The organism is Enterobacter sp. WP_7_1 (assembly GCF_003688535.1).
In the GTDB taxonomy this organism is placed as follows: Bacteria; Pseudomonadota; Gammaproteobacteria; order Enterobacterales; family Enterobacteriaceae; genus Enterobacter; species Enterobacter asburiae.
On sequence record NZ_REFK01000001.1, the window covers coordinates 188,204 to 203,929 of the forward strand.

Here is a 15,726-nt window from a genome sequence, read left to right on the forward strand (position 1 = left end):
GAGGTTGCTATGTCCACCACTTCACCGCTGACCCTCAGCGCCATTCTGGCCCGTCGGGACTGGGAAAATCCGGGCGTCACCCAGTGGAACCGCCTGGCCGCACACGCGCCGTTGCACAGCTGGCGCAATGAGTCCTCGGCAAGAGAGGACGCCGGATCCGCCAGCAGGAACGTTCTCAACGGGCTATGGCGGTTTAGCTACTTTACCGCGCCGGAGCGGGTTCCTCAGTCATGGGTAACCGAAGATTGCGCGGATGCCGTTGCGATGCCCGTGCCGTCTAACTGGCAGATGCAGGGTTTCGACACGCCGATCTATACCAATGTCACCTATCCTATCCCCGTTAACCCGCCTTTCGTGCCGCAGGAAAACCCGACCGGTTGTTACTCGCTCACATTTGAGGTGGATGACGCCTGGCTTCAGAGCGGCCAGACCCGCATCATCTTTGACGGCGTGAACTCGGCGTTCCATCTCTGGTGCAACGGTCAGTGGATGGGCTATTCCCAGGACAGCCGGTTGCCCGCCGAATTTGACCTCTCAGGGGCATTACGCCCCGGGCAGAACCGCCTTGCGGTCATGGTATTGCGCTGGTGCGACGGCAGCTATCTGGAAGATCAGGACATGTGGCGCATGAGCGGCATCTTCCGCGATGTGACCTTGCTGCATAAACCCGAGACGCAGATTTCCGATTATCACGTCGTGACGGATCTGAATGCGGAGCTGGACCGCGCGGTGCTGAAGGTGGATGTCGTGCTGGCAGGCGATGGCTTTGCGGACTGCGAGGTGGCCTTTACCCTGTGGCGCAATGGGGAAAAATGCGCCAGCGTCTCCCGGCGTCCAGGGTCTGCCATCGTCGACGAGCGCGGCAGCTGGGCAGAGCGCTTAACGGCGGCGATCCCCGTTGACCAACCCGCGCTCTGGAGCGCTGAAACGCCGGAGCTGTATCGCCTGACGATTGCGCTTCTTAACCCGCAGGGTGAGGTGCTGGAAGTTGAGGCGTGCGACGTTGGCTTTCGCCGCGTTGACATCAGCAATGGCCAGCTGAAGCTTAACGGTAAACCGCTGCTGATCCGCGGGGTTAACCGGCACGAGCATCACCCGGAAAACGGTCAGGTGATGGACGAAGCGATCATGCGCCGCGATATCGAAATCATGAAGCAGCACAACTTCAACGCCGTGCGCTGCTCGCACTACCCTAACCATCCGCTGTGGTACCGGCTTTGCGACCGATACGGGCTGTACGTCGTTGACGAAGCCAATATCGAAACGCACGGCATGGTGCCGATGAGCCGCCTTGCTGACGATCCGCGCTGGCTGCCCGCGATGAGCGAGCGGGTGACCCGCATGGTGCAGCGCGATCGTAATCATCCCTCGGTTATCATCTGGTCCCTGGGCAATGAGTCGGGCCACGGTGCGAATCACGATGCGCTGTACCGCTGGCTGAAAACCACCGATCCTACGCGTCCGGTGCAGTATGAAGGCGGCGGTGCGAACACGGCGGCGACCGATATTGTCTGTCCGATGTACGCCCGGGTCGATCGGGATCAGCCCTTCCCGGCAGTGCCTAAATGGTCAATCAAGAAATGGATCGGCATGCCGGACGAAACGCGCCCGCTGATCCTCTGCGAATACGCTCACGCGATGGGAAATAGCTTCGGCGGGTTTGCGAAATACTGGGAAGCATTTCGCAGCCATCCTCGCCTGCAGGGTGGTTTTGTCTGGGACTGGGTCGATCAGGCCCTGACGAAACGGGACGACGATGGCAATACGTTCTGGGCCTACGGCGGAGACTTCGGCGATAAGCCGAACGATCGGCAGTTTTGTCTTAACGGGCTGGTGTTCCCCGATCGCACGCCGCACCCGGCGCTGTACGAGGCGCAGCGCGCCCAGCAGTTCTTTACCTTTACGCGGGTCAGCACCTCTCCGCTGGTGATTGAGGTGCAAAGCGGCTACCTGTTCCACCACACCGATAACGAAGTGCTGAACTGGACGGTTGCCCGGGATGGGGACGTGCTCGCTGCGGGCGAGGTGACGCTGGCGATGGCGCCTGAAGGCAACCAGCGTCTGGAGATTGACCTGCCGGCGCTGAAAGCCGGGCCGGGTGAGGTCTGGCTGAACGTTGAAGTACGCCAGCCGCGGGCAACGCTGTGGTCTCCGGCTGACCATCGCTGCGCGTGGGAGCAGTGGCCGCTTCCGGCTCCCCTCTTTATTTCTCCGCCAGCCCCGGCGGGCGAGCCGCCGGTGTTAACGCAAAGCGATCGCATCCTGGAGATCGTCCATCGTCAACAGCGCTGGCAGTTCGATCGCGCAACCGGAAACCTGTCCCAATGGTGGCGAAACGGCGTTGAAACGCTCCTTTCACCTCTGACGGATAACGTCAGCCGCGCGCCGCTGGATAACGACATTGGCGTGAGTGAAGCGACGCAGATCGATCCGAACGCCTGGGTTGAACGCTGGAAAGCGGCGGGCATGTACGATCTCATCTCGCGCGTGCTGCACTGTGAGGCACAGCAGCACGCAGGCGACGTGGTGGTCACAACCCAGCACGTGCTTGAGTATCGCGGCAAGGCCCTGTTCATGAGCCGTAAAGTCTGGCGGGTGGACGATAGGGGCGTTCTGCATGGTGACATTCAGATTGATGTTGCGTCTGATATCCCTGAACCCGCGCGCGTTGGCCTGAGCGTTCATCTCGCCGAAACGCCGGAAAACGTTCACTGGCTGGGTCTGGGGCCGCATGAAAACTACCCGGACAGAAAGCTGGCGGCGAAGCAGGGGCGCTGGACGTTACCTCTCGAGGCCATGCACACGCCGTATATCTTCCCGACGGAAAATGGTTTGCGCTGCGAAACCCGGGAACTTGTGGTGGGAACGCATCAGCTGAACGGCCGGTTCCATTTCTCGGTGAGCCGCTATAGCCAGCAGCAGCTGCGTGAGACCACCCATCATCACCTGCTGCGGGAAGAGCCGGGATGCTGGCTCAGCCTCGATGCATTCCATATGGGCGTGGGCGGCGACGACTCCTGGAGCCCCAGCGTCTCGCCGGAGTTCATCCTGCAGACACGCCAGCTTCGCTATACCTTCAGCTGGCAGCAGAACCCTTAACTGATCATGAAGATGCGGCCACAGAGCGTGGCCGCAGTCTTACGCCAGAATGCCGCTCAGGCCATGCAGGCTCATGTAAATCCCTACTACGGTAATCAGCGCTGCGGAGATCCACGGCGCTTTACGGGATAATTCGCTAAACCCGGGCCAGCGTTTGGTCGCGTGCCTGAGGCTTAAGGCGGCAATCGCGCCGGAAGCGACCAGCGTTAACGCCAGACCAATACTGAAGCTGAACACCAGCGTCGCGCCGAGGGCGAAATGCTTCAGCTGCAGGCAGATCAGCAGCACGGTGATGGACGCCGGACAGGGGATAAGCCCGCCGGTCAGGCCAAACATTACGATCTGTCCGGTGGTGACATTTTGACCGCTGAAGCGCCGGTTAATATCCTGCGCGTGAGCGCGCTGGTGGGCGTCCTGCCACTCTTCTTCAACCAGCGAGTGTTTGTGGTGATGATGATCATGATGGTGGTCATGGTCATGGTGGTCGTGGTGGTGATCATGGTCGTGATGATGATGATCGTGCGGCTGGCTCTCTTTCCAGGTTCGCCACGCCATCCACAGGGCGATCGCAACGATCAGCACCCCGGAGATCAGCTGGAACCAGGGTTCGGACGTGTGTGCATCCCAGCCCCGACCAAACCATAATCCCGCCATCGCAACGAGCCAGACCACCGCCGTATGGGAGAGCGTGGCCGCCAGGCCGAGCAGCACCGCCTGTTTCAGCGTGCCGCGGATGGCAACAATAAAGGCGGCCATCATTGTTTTTGAATGGCCCGGCTCCAGGCCATGTAGCGCACCGAGCAGGATAGCGCTGGGAACAAACAGCCAGGCATTGCCCTGCTGAAGGAGTGAAGCAAAATCGGTCATGGGAAAATCCGGAATGGAAAGCGTGCGGAGATACTACTCCCCCCCAGTAGTTCAATACTACCCCCCAGTAGAAAAATACTCAGGGGGAGTAGAGCGTGATATGCTTTAAAAGCCAAAAAATAAGGGATACAGAGATGTCGCATACCGTTCGAGACAAGAAGATGTTACTGACTCGCCTGAAGAAAATTCAGGGGCAGAGCACCGCTCTGGAAAAAATGCTCAACAGCGATCACGAATGCGCCGAAGTGTTACAGCAGCTGGCGGCGATCCGTGGGGCGGTCAATGGCATGATGATGCAGGTGATCGAAGGACATTTAACCGATCATGTGGTGAAAGAGCCTGAAGAAGCGCAGCGTGAAGCCGATCTTGACGTGGTGTTGCGGGTGATGAAATCCTATCTTAAGTAGCGTGCGTGCCGAGGTTATTTTCTGCCCAAAGAATAAATTCCGTCTTTGGCAGCGCTTTACTGTAAAACCATCCCTGCCCATACTGCACGCCGTGGCGGTGCAGCCAGGCGAGTTGCCCTGCGGTTTCGACGCCCTCCGCTACCATCGCCAGCTTCAGCGACTTCGCTATTTCAATGATGTGCGGCGTCACGTTTTTATACTCCAGCGCATCCACGAACGACTTATCGATTTTTAGCGTGTCGACGTCCAGATCCTGCAGATAGCTCAGGCTGGAATAGCCCGTGCCAAAATCATCAATATAGACAGGGTGGCCCGAACTACGGAATGCGGCGATAGCCGTTGCGCTAATTTTGGGATCGGCAAAGCCCCGCTCGGTGAGCTCAAGGGCGATTTGTCGGGGATGGATTTGCCACTTATTCAGGAGCTGACTCAGCAGAGGCGGCAGGATGCCGGAGGTTAAATCGGCAGGCGCGAGGTTGATGGAGATATGCTGATCCGGATAGCGTTGCAGCCAGTGGCCCATATCTTCAAACACCTTTTCGATGACGAGCTGAGTCAGCTGCGAGATGAGCCCCGTTTGCTCGGCAAGGGGGACAAAAATATCCGGCGAGAGGCAGCTTCCGTCTGGCTGCGGCCAGCGCGTCAGCGCCTCAGCGCCCACAATTTTTCCGCTACAGAGCGCCACGATGGGCTGATAGTGAACCACAAAATCGCGGCTGTTAATGGCGTCAAGCAGGCGATTGCGCGGCGACTGGATACGCCGCAGGATCCGCAGGACAAACAGTGCGGCGAGCAGGCTTATCAACATGCCGAACGGTAACCAGAAAAGAAGCTGCCGGTGCCAGGTTTCAGCGAGCGGTTTGAGCGTTGCCCACGCGACGACGGTAAATCCAAGCTCAGGTACAGACTTCATGACGTACATTGAACCGTTGTACTGCACGCTTTTCACACCCCGCTCCTGAACCATGTCGCGGATGTGAGAGTCGAGCTTGCTGCTGCTGGCGAATATGCGGTGCGTTGCGCTTCCTACCAGGGCGGCATCAATCGCTATCTCGCCGAAAGGGATCACGTCCACCAGCGAGGCAGGATCGATCATGACAAGGTAGTGGCCTTTTCCCAGCACCGTCATGTAGCGGTTAAACCCAAGATCGTTTTGCGTGGTCAGCCACGCGCTGTAACCATCTTCGGTAATACGCATCGGAGGGGGGAAAGGGGCCGAATGACTGGTTTGCTCCAGGGAGGAGCAGAGCGGTCGAAGGTTGTCGATATAAATCACTTCCTGGACATATCGCCACGAGAAAGCGACCCGGCGCATTTCCCTCAATTGCAACGGGCTACACGGCACTCCCTCAAAGGCCTGCAGGTGATCGAGCGCTTCTTTTGCCTGATCCACAACCCTGTCGGTGCGTACCAGCACGCGGGAGGCATAGTTATCCAGCGCATCGGCAAATTTATCTTCCGCCTGGCGGTGGGCCAGCCAGATGCTCAGGCAAATGGGGACCAGCACAGAAAAGATAAGTACGCCAGTCACCAGACTGACCAGATGTCGGGTTTTCATGCTGTCGTGTCCTTCCTCGTATACCCGTTCCTGGGCATTGAGTTCCCTGCCTGAAGAGAAAGATTTTACCGCGAAATGATATAGTTATAGCACGTGGTTGGCATGGTTTTCATTTTATCTCAGGCGACCAGAAAATATCGTCAGAAGAGAGGGGTTGTTTTTTCAACCTCGCCTGGATATTATTTTGTTATGTTATAACAAAACATAAAGGATTTACGATGAAACCCGATATCCACCCAGCCTATCGTACCGTGGTATTCCACGACACCAGCGCTAATGAATACTTTAAAGTCGGCTCAACCATTAAAACCGACCGCGAAATTGAACTCGACGGTGAGACATATCCTTACATCACCATCGAGGTTTCTTCAAAATCGCACCCGTTTTATACCGGTAAGCAAAAAACGTTCTCTACGGATGGCAGCGCAGCACGCTTCCGCAAGCGTTTTGGCGGTTTTCTCAATGCGAAGCGGGGCTAACCATGCAGGTACTTAACTCATTACGCAGTGCAAAGCAGCGCCACCCGGATTGCCAGATAGTCAAACGCAAGGGACGCTTATACGTGATTTGCAAATCTAATCCGCGTTTTAAGGCGGTTCAGGGACGTAAAAAAAGACGCTAAACGCGCGTTTCTCGCCAGCTTTCCAGGGATCTTTTCTGTTTGCCATCGGCAGTAAAATTGTCGGTGGCAAGCCAGCTTTCAAAGGCGTTAGCCAGCGCCGGCCACTCTTTGTCGAGAATCGAAAACCAGTCGGTATCCCGGTTACGGCCTTTTATGACCAGCGCCTGACGAAAGCGCCCCTCAAACTGAAAGCCCAGACGCAGCGCCGCTTTGCGGGAAGGCTCGTTCAGGCTATTGCACTTCCACTCATAGCGCCGGTACCCCAGGGTATCGAACACGTACCGCATCAGCAGATACTGCGCTTCTGTCGACCCTGGCGTACGGCTTAACAGAGGAGAGAAGTGAACGTGCCCCACTTCCACGACGCCGTTTTTAGGATCGATCCGCATCAGGGACAGCGTCCCGACGGGGGACTGGGTCCGGTTATCCATAACGGTAAAGTGGATGGGATCGGATAACTCACTCACGCTCGCCACCCAGTCGGCAAACTCCTCTGCGGTGGCATCGGGTTCACGCAGCAGCCACGTCCAGCTGCGGGTATCTTCGGCCAGGGAATAGGCGGAGAACAACGCGTGGGCATGCTCCACGCGCAGCGGCTCAAGCCGACAATAGTGGCCCTGAAGAACCACCCGGGACGGGTGCTGACGAGGCTGCCAGTCGATAAGGGCTTCGCCGACTGGCTGTCCAAACGCATTGAATGTATTCATCTTTATTTCCATGACGTTGAAAAGATCTCCAGATTAGTGAATTGCTGGTTCCTTAAAAAGAACCACCAGGCTATGTTTTTCTGGTACCACAAGGAGGGAAGATGAATATACCAGGTGATGAGCTTTACGCTTTGCTCCATGCTGCGCTGAAAAAGCGTGGGCAAGAGACGCTCCAGCGCGCGCTCTATCTCGCTTTGCGGGAGGCCATTCTGGGCGGAAGGCTTCGCTCCGGCAGCCAGCTACCCGGTTCACGAACGCTGGCGCAGCAGATCTCGGTTTCCCGAAACACCGTCAATGCGGCGCTGGACCAGCTCACGCTCGAAGGCTATTTGCTGCGTAACCGTCAGGGTACGCGGGTGGGGCAATTCGCTCATCGTACGATTACCCGGGCATTGCCGGATCCTGACGTCAGGCTGACAAAACGGGTCGCCCTGCTGCCCGCGCCTGTGCAGCGCGACACCCCGGTGATGGCGTTTACGCCGGGAACGCCTGCCATTAACTATTTCCCCTTGCCGCTGTGGCGGCGATTGTACGATCGCGTCCTGCGCGATGAGGGGAGTGCCCTGTTAGGCTATGGCGACCCGGCCGGCGAGCAGTCGCTGCGGGCCGCGATTGCCCGGCATCTCGCCCTGTCCCGCGGTATCGACTGCGACGCCAGCCAGATAGTGATAACCGAAGGAGCGCTTGAGGGCGTCAATCTCTGCACGATGCTGTTAAGCGAGCCTGGCGATGTCGTCTGGGTAGAAAACCCCGGCTATAGCGGGGCAAAGAGTGCGTTTGTTAAAACCGGCCTGGCAATGACGGGAATACCGGTAGATGACGAGGGAATGTGCTGGGAAGGGCTGGATGCGCCCGCTCCTTCACTGATTTTTACCTCACCTTCGCATCAGTTCCCTTACGGGAGCGTGCTCAGCGCGCGGCGGCGGCTGGCGCTGCTGGAGCTGGCCCGGCAGCACAACGCGTGGATCATTGAAGACGATTACGACAGCGAGTTCCGCTATGCCGGTGAGCCCGTACCGGCGATGCTGGGAATGGTCAACAATGCCCCTGTTGTGTATCTGGGGACGTTCAGTAAAACGCTGTTTCCATCGCTCAGAATGGGGTTCATGGTGTTACCGCCAGCTCTGGCGAAAGCGGCTCGCCCGGCCATCGGCTCGCTGTTGCGCGGAGGGCATCGTGCGGAGCAGCGTACCCTGGCGCTGTTTATTGAAGAAGGTCATTACGCCCGTCATCTTGCCGCCATGCGTCGGCTCTACCGTAAGCGCTACCGCCAGCTGCGGGAGGTGCTGGGCGCAGAGCTGCATTCTCCGCACCGCATTCTGGCAGGCGAAGGGGGAATGCATCTGGCGCTGGCGATAGACGGTATTGACGACCAGAGGCTGGTGGAGCAGGCGAGGGCGTTTCAGCTGGCACCCGCTGCGCTGAGCGGGTACTACCTGGAGGCGAAGCAGGGGCAAACCGGTCTGGTTTTAGGTTACGGCAATACCTCTGCTTCTCAGTTTGCGCCGGGGATCCGACGTCTGCAGACGTTAATTACGCAGCAGCAGGGCGGGAAAGGGTAAAGACATCATAGAAAGAGAGCTGACCTTTGGTGGAGACCATTTTCTGCAGCTTCTCTTTTTGCCCGGCTTCAACCGCCGGAGAGTGCATAATGTTTTCGATCAGCTCTTCTGGCACGTAACGCGTGTTGTACCATTCGCCGTTGTAGCAGACCCGAAAATCGAGCACGTCGATATCTTCGTAGCGGTAGCGCGGATTCACGTCGAAAAAGAAAAAGGCGTTAAAGACGACAAACAGTACAACCAGCAGCCAGACGGAGTCCACCAGCGTTTCGGATGTCAGCATCACAACAAGCGTCGCCAGCCAGGCGGCATACATGGCGACAAACAGTCCAGGATGTTTGCGAATAAAGCTAATGCTAAAGCGCGGGCGATTGTCGCGCTTTTCGCGGAGGTTGAGATCGTCGATGGTGGCGGTAAGCAGGCGCTGTATCTCGGTCATTATTTGCCTTCATGAGAGTTGACAATACAGGGTGTCTGCCAATTTTAGGGGAGCCATCAGGCTGAAAAAAGTAACAGTCTGGCGCTAAAAGACTATAACAGTTGACTCCCCGCAATCTCACAGGGTTTTGATGATTTTTGCCGGATTGCCGCCAACGACGACGTTAGCCGGGACGTCTTTCGTCACGACGGCGCCGGAGGCCACCACCACATTATCACCAATGGTGACGCCGGGGTTAATGACCGCCCGGCCACCAATCCAGACGTTATTGCCAATATTGACGGGTTTTCCAAACTCCACGCCGCTGTTTCGTTCCTCCGCATCCAGGGGATGGGTGGCCGTATAAATATGAACACCCGGCGCGAGCATGCAGTTATCGCCAATATGAACAGGGCATACATCCAGCATCACGCAGTCGAAGTTAGCGTAAAAGTTTTTGCCCAGATAAATGTTATATCCATAGTCGCAGCGGAAGCTCGGCTCTATATAAGCGCCTGCGCTTTGTCCAAGAAGTTCAGCCAGAATGTTCTGTCGTTCTGTTTTTTCATCAGGCGCGGTGTGGTTATAGCGGTAAACCAGATGGCGGGCCCGCAGTCGGTCAGCCCGTAACGTCTCATCGCCGGGGCGGTAATGTTCACCGGCAATCATTTTCTGTTTTTCTAAGCTCATTGGAAACCTCTCTGGATATGATTACCGAAGGGTAATCGGAACAGGCCGGAAGGGGAACGTTCCCGAAAAGCCGATGTGACTGGCGTCACAACATTGCTGCTGATGAACACGTTTTACACGGAGACCTGGCTTACGCACAGGGAGCATAACGGGATAGGTAAATACTCAGAACGAGGCGTAGAACTCTACAGACACCCTTCAAAGATTAACGGACAAATTTCCACACAGAAGTAGGGATTTTGTCATACAGTTTATTCATTGTCAGTTCAGCAAGACGATGGTCAGCGGCTGAATAAAATACCGCCAGTTCATTATCAGAAAGCTCGTATTTATTCTTTTCAATGACGCGCTCAAGCGTGTCAATTGACTGACAACGTCGTAAGCGCATCAAATAATCGATTTTTGTGAGTGGTTTATCAGACATAAATTCACCTTAGTAATTGTAATAATTTTAACAGGAAAGACTCACCGGGTTAGCTCTGCTCACGTTGACGAAACAGCGGAATAGCCGATTTCCCGATTTACGCCATTTTTGCAAATCCTGAGCGTTAATGCCGTAACTGCTGAACAACATAAAGGTGTCGTCCAGGTATTCATCAATTTGCTCAATGAGCTTATTATCTTCATTGTACTTAATTTTATAATTAAGTGCGAAGGTTGCGATATGCTCTATCAGCTCATTCAACTGTAAATTGATGGCAGACGTTGGGTCGTTTACCCAGCCATGGTTACTTTCATCAAGATTGGCAAGGCAGTCATGGTACAAGGATTCGCAGAGAAATTTCAACTGCGCGATATCATGCCTTTTTGGCGAGTACTCGTCCATAGCGCATCCCCTTCTGAGTGATTTCTTACTCACCGAACATCATTGTCGGGATGGATACAACTGACTTAGCTACATGAGTGCTGTGTTCCTGATAACCTAACTATAAGCCACTCCTTCCTGGATTTCACCGCGCTATTACGAAAAATTACAAATAAAACCGCAGGCTGGGAGCGTGCAAGCAAATGGTCACCCTGGACTCAACGTTTTTATCCAAATTAACGACGGGGTTTTATCGCTTCCTTACGTTTCATCGGCTTAGCAAAAATGATGAGAAAAGTTCAGATTCAGACTTATCTTTGTAAGAACTTCTTATTAGGAATATTCCTAATACCTTAAGCGGGGAAATGAAATTAAAAAAATCCTGAATTCACCGATTAAGTTATCAGTTAATTATGATATGTCTATTTAAGATGGCAGAAAATAAATAGAACCACAATAAGCGTAATTTATGATTTTTTCTGAAAATGAAAAAGGCCGCTAATGCGGCCTTTTTATCATGTGAAACCGGTATCAGTGAGGTTCTACCGAATGACTGTGTTCAACATCTTCATTCTTTCGGCTAAAGCGGCGGCGAACCACCACGAAGAACACCGGTACGAAGAAGATAGCCAGTACGGTCGCGGTAACCATACCGCCCATCACGCCTGTACCTACTGCGTTCTGCGCGCCGGAACCTGCACCGGAGCTGATAACCAGCGGCAGTACGCCGAGGATAAACGCCAGTGACGTCATCAGGATTGGGCGCAGACGCATACGAACCGCCTCAAGCGTCGCCTCAATAAGGCCTTTGCCTTCTTTCTCCATCAGATCTTTGGCGAATTCAACGATAAGTATCGCGTTCTTCGCCGACAAGCCAATGGTTGTCAGCAGGCCTACCTGGAAGTAAACGTCGTTGGTCAGTCCACGGAACGTTGCCGCAAGCAGCGCACCGATAACCCCGAGTGGAACCACCAGCATAACGGAGAACGGAATCGACCAGCTCTCGTACAGTGCAGCCAGACACAGGAAGACCACAATCAGTGAAATGGCGTACAGAGCAGGGGCCTGGTTACCGGACAGACGTTCCTGATAGGACATACCGGTCCAGTCGTAGCCGATACCCGCAGGCAGTTTGCTTGCCAGTTCTTCCATCAGGTTCATGGCTTCACCGGTGCTTCGGCCCGGAGCAGCCTGACCCAGGATCTCCATCGATGGCAGACCGTTATAGCGTTCCAGACGCGGTGAACCGTATTCCCAGCGTGAGGTTGAGAACGCCGAGAACGGTACCATCTGACCATTGCTGCCGCGCACGAACCAGCTGTTGATATCGTTTGGCAACATACGGTACTGCGCCTCGGACATCACGTACACTTTCTTCACACGACCGCGGTCGATGAAGTCGTTAACGTAGCTACCGCCCCAGGCAGCGCCCAGCGTGGTGTTGATGTCACTGATGGATACGCCCAGCGCCTGGGCTTTCTCCTGGTCGATATCGATCTTGTACTGCGGCGTATCTTCCAGGCCGTTTGGACGCACGCCAACCAGCAGGTCAGGGTGTTTAGCGACTTCACCAAACAGCTGGTTACGCGCCTGCGTCAGTTTTTCGTGACCCAGACCGCCCTGGTCAATCAGCTGGAAGTCGAAGCCGGTTGCGGTACCCAGTTCAACAATCGCTGGCAGGTTAAAGGCGAAGACCATCGCATCTTTAATCTGCGAGAAGGTGCCCATTGCACGGCCGGTGATGGCTTCAACCTTGTTCTTTTCGCCCGGACGTTCAGACCAGTCTTTCAGAGAAACGAAGGCAATACCGGTGTTCTGACCACGACCCGCAAAGCCAAAGCCGTTAACCGCAAACACGGATTCAACGTTGTCTTTCTCTTTGGTGAGATAGTAGTCCGTCACTTCATCCAGCACTTTCTGGGTACGCTCTTGCGAGGCACCCGCCGGAAGCTGTGCCATCGTCAGGAACACGCCCTGGTCTTCATCTGGCAGGAACGAGCTTGGCAGACGAACGAACAGGAAGGCCATGCCCACCACGATGATGATATAGAGCAGCAGGTAACGACCGGTGCTGCGGAGGATGTTGCCCACGCTGTCGGTGTAGTGGTGCGTGCTCTTATCGAACATGCGGTTAAACCAGCCGAAGAACCCTTTATGCTCGCCGTGACCGCCTTTCTGAATCGGCTTCAGCATGGTGGCACACAGGGCAGGGGTCAGGATCAACGCTACCAGCACCGACAGCGCCATCGCGGAAACGATGGTAATGGAGAACTGACGGTAAATCGCACCGGTTGAGCCCCCGAAGAAGGCCATCGGGATAAATACCGCAGACAGCACCATCGCGATACCGACCAGCGCGCCCTGGATTTGACCCATTGATTTACGGGTCGCTTCCTTCGGCGGCAGACCTTCCTCCGCCATCACACGCTCGACGTTCTCGACCACGACGATGGCGTCATCCACCAGCAGGCCGATGGCGAGCACCATCCCGAACATCGTCAGGGTGTTTATCGAGTAGCCAAATATCGACAGGATCGCAAAGGTCCCGAGCAATACCACCGGCACGGCAATCGTTGGGATAAGCGTCGCGCGGAAGTTTTGCAGGAACAGGTACATCACCAGGAAGACCAGGATGATCGCCTCAACCAGCGTCTTAACCACTTCGTGAATCGAGATTTTGACGAACGGCGTGGTGTCGTACGGGTAAACGATTTTCAGACCTGACGGGAAGAACGGTTCCATCTTCTTCAGCTCTGCGCGGATCGCCGTGGCGGTGTCCAGGGCGTTAGCGCCTGTCGCCAGTTTGATACCCAGACCGGAAGCCGGTTTACCGTTAAACTTCGCGATGATGTCGTAGTTCTCACCGCCCAGCTCAACTTTCGCCACGTCGCGCAGGCGAACCTGCGAACCGTCCTGATTCACTTTCAGCAGAATTTTGCTGAACTCATCGGCAGAGGTCAGACGGGTCTGCGCGATGATCGAGGCGTTAAGCTGCTGGCCTTTCACCGGCGGTGTACCGCCTAACTGACCGGCCGCTACCTGGGCGTTCTGCGCTTTAATTGCGCTGATCACGTCAACCGGGGTCAGCTGGAAGTTGTTCAGCTTGTTCGGATCCATCCAGATACGCATCGCGTACTGAGAACCGAACAGCTGCACGTCACCCACACCGGAAGTACGGCTGATGGCGTCCTTCATGTTGGCGCCCACGTAGTCGGAAATATCCTCCTGCGTCATGGTGCCGTTGGTGTTGATAACGCCGACAACCATCAGGAAGCTGCTGGACGATTTCTCGACGCTCACACCCTGCTGTTGTACTTCCTGCGGCAGCAAAGGCATTGCCAGCTGCAGTTTGTTCTGCACCTGAACCTGCGCAATGTCCGCATCCGTACCTGACTGGAAGGTCAGGGTGATCTGCACTGTACCGGTGGAGTCACTGTTTGAGGACATGTACATCAGGTTATCGATACCGTTCATGTTCTGTTCGATAACCTGGGTAACGGTGTCCTGCACCGTTTTCGCATCAGCCCCCGGGTAGGTTGCGGAAATTGTCACCGCCGGTGGCGCAATCGTTGGATATTGCGCGACAGGCAGCTTCAGGATCGCAAGTCCCCCGGCCAGCATGATGATAATGGCGATCACCCACGCAAATATGGGGCGATCGATAAAGAAATTAGGCATGTCTTAACGGCTCCTGTTTAAGTTAAGACTTGGTTTGTTCTGACTGGCCAGCGGCCGAAGCTTGTTGTTTATCGTCAGATTTCACTTCCTGTGCTTTAACCTGCGCGCCAGGACGAACTTTTTGCAAACCAGTAACAATCACGCGATCGCCATCTTTCAGACCTTCCGTCACCAGCCATTTATCGCCAATCGCCTGGGTGGCGGTGATATTGCGCGTTTCGACTTTGTCATCAGCCCCAACAACCAGCGCGCTCGCATCGCCGCGTGGCGTACGGGTCACACCCTGCTGTGGAACCAGAAGTGCGGTTGGATTCGTTCCTTCTTCCAGACGCGCGCGAACGAACATACCTGGCAGCAGATTTTTGTCAGGGTTCGGGAAAATCGCACGTAAGGTGATGGAACCGGTAGTCTGGTCGACCGTCACGTCAGAGAATTCCAGGGTACCTTCCTGCGGGAACTTAATACCGTCGTTGGTAATCAGCTCCACCTTGGCTTTACCGTTTTCCTGTTTCAGGGTGCCGTTAGCCAGCTCCTGTTTCAGGCGCAGGAAATCGTTGCTGGACTGCGTCACGTCAACGTAGATCGGATCGAGCTGCTGCACGGTCGCCAGCGCATTGGTCTGACCGTTCTGCACCAGCGCCCCTTCCGTGACGGAAGACTTACCAATACGACCGCTGATAGGGGAGGTCACTTTGGTATAGGCCAGGTTAATGCGCGCGGTTTCGACAGCCGCTTTGGCTGCCACCACGGCCGCGTTAGCCTGCTGTGCATCGGCCAGAGCGGTATCGTAATCCTGTTGGCTGATGTACTTAGTGCCAAGCAGCTTTTGGTAGCGGTTCAACGTCAGCTGAGCAATTTTGGCCGCGGCTTGTGCTTTCGCCAGGTCACCTTTCGCACTTTCATAAGAGGCCTGATAGGTTGCTGGATCAATCTGATACAGAGACTCACCGGCTTTCACATCACCACCTTCGGTGAAGTTACGCTTCAGGATAATGCCGCTAACCTGAGGACGCACTTCCGCAATGCGGTAAGCATTGGTACGGCCTGGTAATTCGGTGGTGATTTGTAGAGGTTCAGATTTGAGCGTCACGACGCCTACTTCTGGCGCCTGCTGAGCTCCTTGTTGAGCTGGTTTGTCGTCACATCCTGTTAGCGCTAAGCTGCCTGAGAGCATCAGAACGACCGCCAGAGGCGTTAACCCTCTGTTTTTGTTCATATGTAAACCTCGAGTGTCCGATTTCAAATTGATCAAGGGTCCTGAGTCTAAAAACCCATTGCTGCGTTTATATTATCGTCATGCTATGGTACATACA

Annotated in this window: 14 protein-coding genes; 5 read left to right on the forward strand and 9 right to left on the reverse strand. The window is 55.4% G+C overall.

The features are described 5' to 3' along the window. Positions 1 to 9: 9 nt before the first annotated feature. A complete protein-coding gene (locus tag BJ885_RS00950) occupies positions 10 to 3,099 on the forward strand; it encodes a beta-galactosidase (protein ID WP_121930978.1) in 3,090 nt (1,029 codons plus the stop codon). Positions 3,100 to 3,138: 39 nt separating this feature from the next. Here the strand turns inward: BJ885_RS00950 and BJ885_RS00955 are convergent, their stop codons facing one another. After that, on the reverse strand, positions 3,139 to 3,966 hold the full coding sequence (locus BJ885_RS00955) for a nickel/cobalt efflux protein RcnA (RefSeq protein WP_121930979.1): 828 nt from the start codon (positions 3,964 to 3,966) through the stop codon (positions 3,139 to 3,141). Positions 3,967 to 4,100: 134 nt separating this feature from the next. On the opposite strand from BJ885_RS00955, the gene BJ885_RS00960 reads away from it, so the two are divergent. After that, the gene (locus BJ885_RS00960; RefSeq protein WP_029741968.1) at positions 4,101 to 4,373 is read left to right on the forward strand and encodes a metal-sensing transcriptional repressor; all 273 of its coding nucleotides are present in this window, start codon (positions 4,101 to 4,103) and stop codon (positions 4,371 to 4,373) included. Here the strand turns inward: BJ885_RS00960 and BJ885_RS00965 are convergent. Continuing rightward, entirely contained in the window at positions 4,366 to 5,931 is a 1,566-nt protein-coding gene (locus BJ885_RS00965) for an EAL domain-containing protein (RefSeq protein WP_121930980.1), read from the reverse strand. The genes BJ885_RS00960 and BJ885_RS00965 overlap by 8 nt on opposite strands. A gap of 218 nt (positions 5,932 to 6,149) precedes the next feature. Here BJ885_RS00965 and BJ885_RS00970 point away from each other — a divergent pair, with 218 nt between their 5' ends. Continuing rightward, positions 6,150 to 6,410 carry a type B 50S ribosomal protein L31 gene (locus BJ885_RS00970; protein ID WP_010428154.1) on the forward strand — a complete coding sequence of 87 codons (261 nt, stop codon included), beginning with the start codon at positions 6,150 to 6,152 and terminating at the stop codon, positions 6,408 to 6,410. Between the two features lie 2 nt (positions 6,411 to 6,412). Then, positions 6,413 to 6,553, forward strand: a complete 141-nt coding sequence (gene ykgO, locus BJ885_RS00975) for a type B 50S ribosomal protein L36 (protein ID WP_003859006.1) — start codon at positions 6,413 to 6,415, stop codon at positions 6,551 to 6,553. Here the strand turns inward: ykgO and BJ885_RS00980 are convergent. Next, positions 6,550 to 7,260 carry a GNAT family N-acetyltransferase gene (locus BJ885_RS00980; RefSeq protein WP_121930981.1) on the reverse strand — a complete coding sequence of 237 codons (711 nt, stop codon included), beginning with the start codon at positions 7,258 to 7,260 and terminating at the stop codon, positions 6,550 to 6,552. The two genes, ykgO and BJ885_RS00980, sit on opposite strands and share 4 nt — an antisense overlap. Before the next feature lie 101 nt (positions 7,261 to 7,361). Between BJ885_RS00980 and BJ885_RS00985 the strand changes: the two genes are divergently transcribed. Then, complete coding sequence (locus tag BJ885_RS00985) at positions 7,362 to 8,822, forward strand: PLP-dependent aminotransferase family protein (protein ID WP_047648537.1); 1,461 nt, start codon at positions 7,362 to 7,364, stop codon at positions 8,820 to 8,822. On the opposite strand, the gene BJ885_RS00990 is transcribed toward BJ885_RS00985, so the two are convergent. From BJ885_RS00990 to acrA, 6 genes are all read right to left on the reverse strand, one after another. Continuing rightward, positions 8,794 to 9,261: a YlaC family protein gene (locus tag BJ885_RS00990; RefSeq protein WP_029741965.1), complete on the reverse strand. Its 468-nt coding sequence runs from the start codon at positions 9,259 to 9,261 to the stop codon at positions 8,794 to 8,796. The genes BJ885_RS00985 and BJ885_RS00990 overlap by 29 nt on opposite strands. A gap of 117 nt (positions 9,262 to 9,378) precedes the next feature. After that, on the reverse strand, positions 9,379 to 9,930 hold the full coding sequence (maa, locus tag BJ885_RS00995) for a maltose O-acetyltransferase (protein ID WP_023310599.1): 552 nt from the start codon (positions 9,928 to 9,930) through the stop codon (positions 9,379 to 9,381). A gap of 205 nt (positions 9,931 to 10,135) precedes the next feature. Then, positions 10,136 to 10,354 (reverse strand): HHA domain-containing protein, encoded by a 219-nt coding sequence (locus BJ885_RS01000; protein ID WP_008499287.1) that lies wholly within the window; start codon positions 10,352 to 10,354, stop codon positions 10,136 to 10,138. Between the two features lie 27 nt (positions 10,355 to 10,381). Beyond that, positions 10,382 to 10,756 (reverse strand): Hha toxicity modulator TomB, encoded by a 375-nt coding sequence (gene tomB, locus BJ885_RS01005; RefSeq protein WP_008499288.1) that lies wholly within the window; start codon positions 10,754 to 10,756, stop codon positions 10,382 to 10,384. 510 nt (positions 10,757 to 11,266) lie between these two features. Next, positions 11,267 to 14,413 (reverse strand): multidrug efflux RND transporter permease subunit AcrB, encoded by a 3,147-nt coding sequence (gene acrB, locus BJ885_RS01010; RefSeq protein ID WP_029741964.1) that lies wholly within the window; start codon positions 14,411 to 14,413, stop codon positions 11,267 to 11,269. A 22-nt stretch (positions 14,414 to 14,435) separates the two neighbouring features. Then, on the reverse strand, positions 14,436 to 15,629 hold the full coding sequence (gene acrA, locus BJ885_RS01015; protein ID WP_029741963.1) for a multidrug efflux RND transporter periplasmic adaptor subunit AcrA: 1,194 nt from the start codon (positions 15,627 to 15,629) through the stop codon (positions 14,436 to 14,438). Positions 15,630 to 15,726 lie beyond the last annotated feature (97 nt).

Coding starts and splice junctions, on each gene's coding strand:
- BJ885_RS00950 (WP_121930978.1), top strand. CDS start 10: ATGTCCACCACTTCACCGCTGACCCTCAGCGCCATTCTGGCCCGTCGG.
- BJ885_RS00955 (WP_121930979.1), bottom strand. CDS start 3,966: ATGACCGATTTTGCTTCACTCCTTCAGCAGGGCAATGCCTGGCTGTTT.
- BJ885_RS00960 (WP_029741968.1), top strand. CDS start 4,101: ATGTCGCATACCGTTCGAGACAAGAAGATGTTACTGACTCGCCTGAAG.
- BJ885_RS00965 (WP_121930980.1), bottom strand. CDS start 5,931: ATGAAAACCCGACATCTGGTCAGTCTGGTGACTGGCGTACTTATCTTT.
- BJ885_RS00970 (WP_010428154.1), top strand. CDS start 6,150: ATGAAACCCGATATCCACCCAGCCTATCGTACCGTGGTATTCCACGAC.
- ykgO (WP_003859006.1), top strand. CDS start 6,413: ATGCAGGTACTTAACTCATTACGCAGTGCAAAGCAGCGCCACCCGGAT.
- BJ885_RS00980 (WP_121930981.1), bottom strand. CDS start 7,260: ATGAATACATTCAATGCGTTTGGACAGCCAGTCGGCGAAGCCCTTATC.
- BJ885_RS00985 (WP_047648537.1), top strand. CDS start 7,362: ATGAATATACCAGGTGATGAGCTTTACGCTTTGCTCCATGCTGCGCTG.
- BJ885_RS00990 (WP_029741965.1), bottom strand. CDS start 9,261: ATGACCGAGATACAGCGCCTGCTTACCGCCACCATCGACGATCTCAAC.
- maa (WP_023310599.1), bottom strand. CDS start 9,930: ATGAGCTTAGAAAAACAGAAAATGATTGCCGGTGAACATTACCGCCCC.
- BJ885_RS01000 (WP_008499287.1), bottom strand. CDS start 10,354: ATGTCTGATAAACCACTCACAAAAATCGATTATTTGATGCGCTTACGA.
- tomB (WP_008499288.1), bottom strand. CDS start 10,756: ATGGACGAGTACTCGCCAAAAAGGCATGATATCGCGCAGTTGAAATTT.
- acrB (WP_029741964.1), bottom strand. CDS start 14,413: ATGCCTAATTTCTTTATCGATCGCCCCATATTTGCGTGGGTGATCGCC.
- acrA (WP_029741963.1), bottom strand. CDS start 15,629: ATGAACAAAAACAGAGGGTTAACGCCTCTGGCGGTCGTTCTGATGCTC.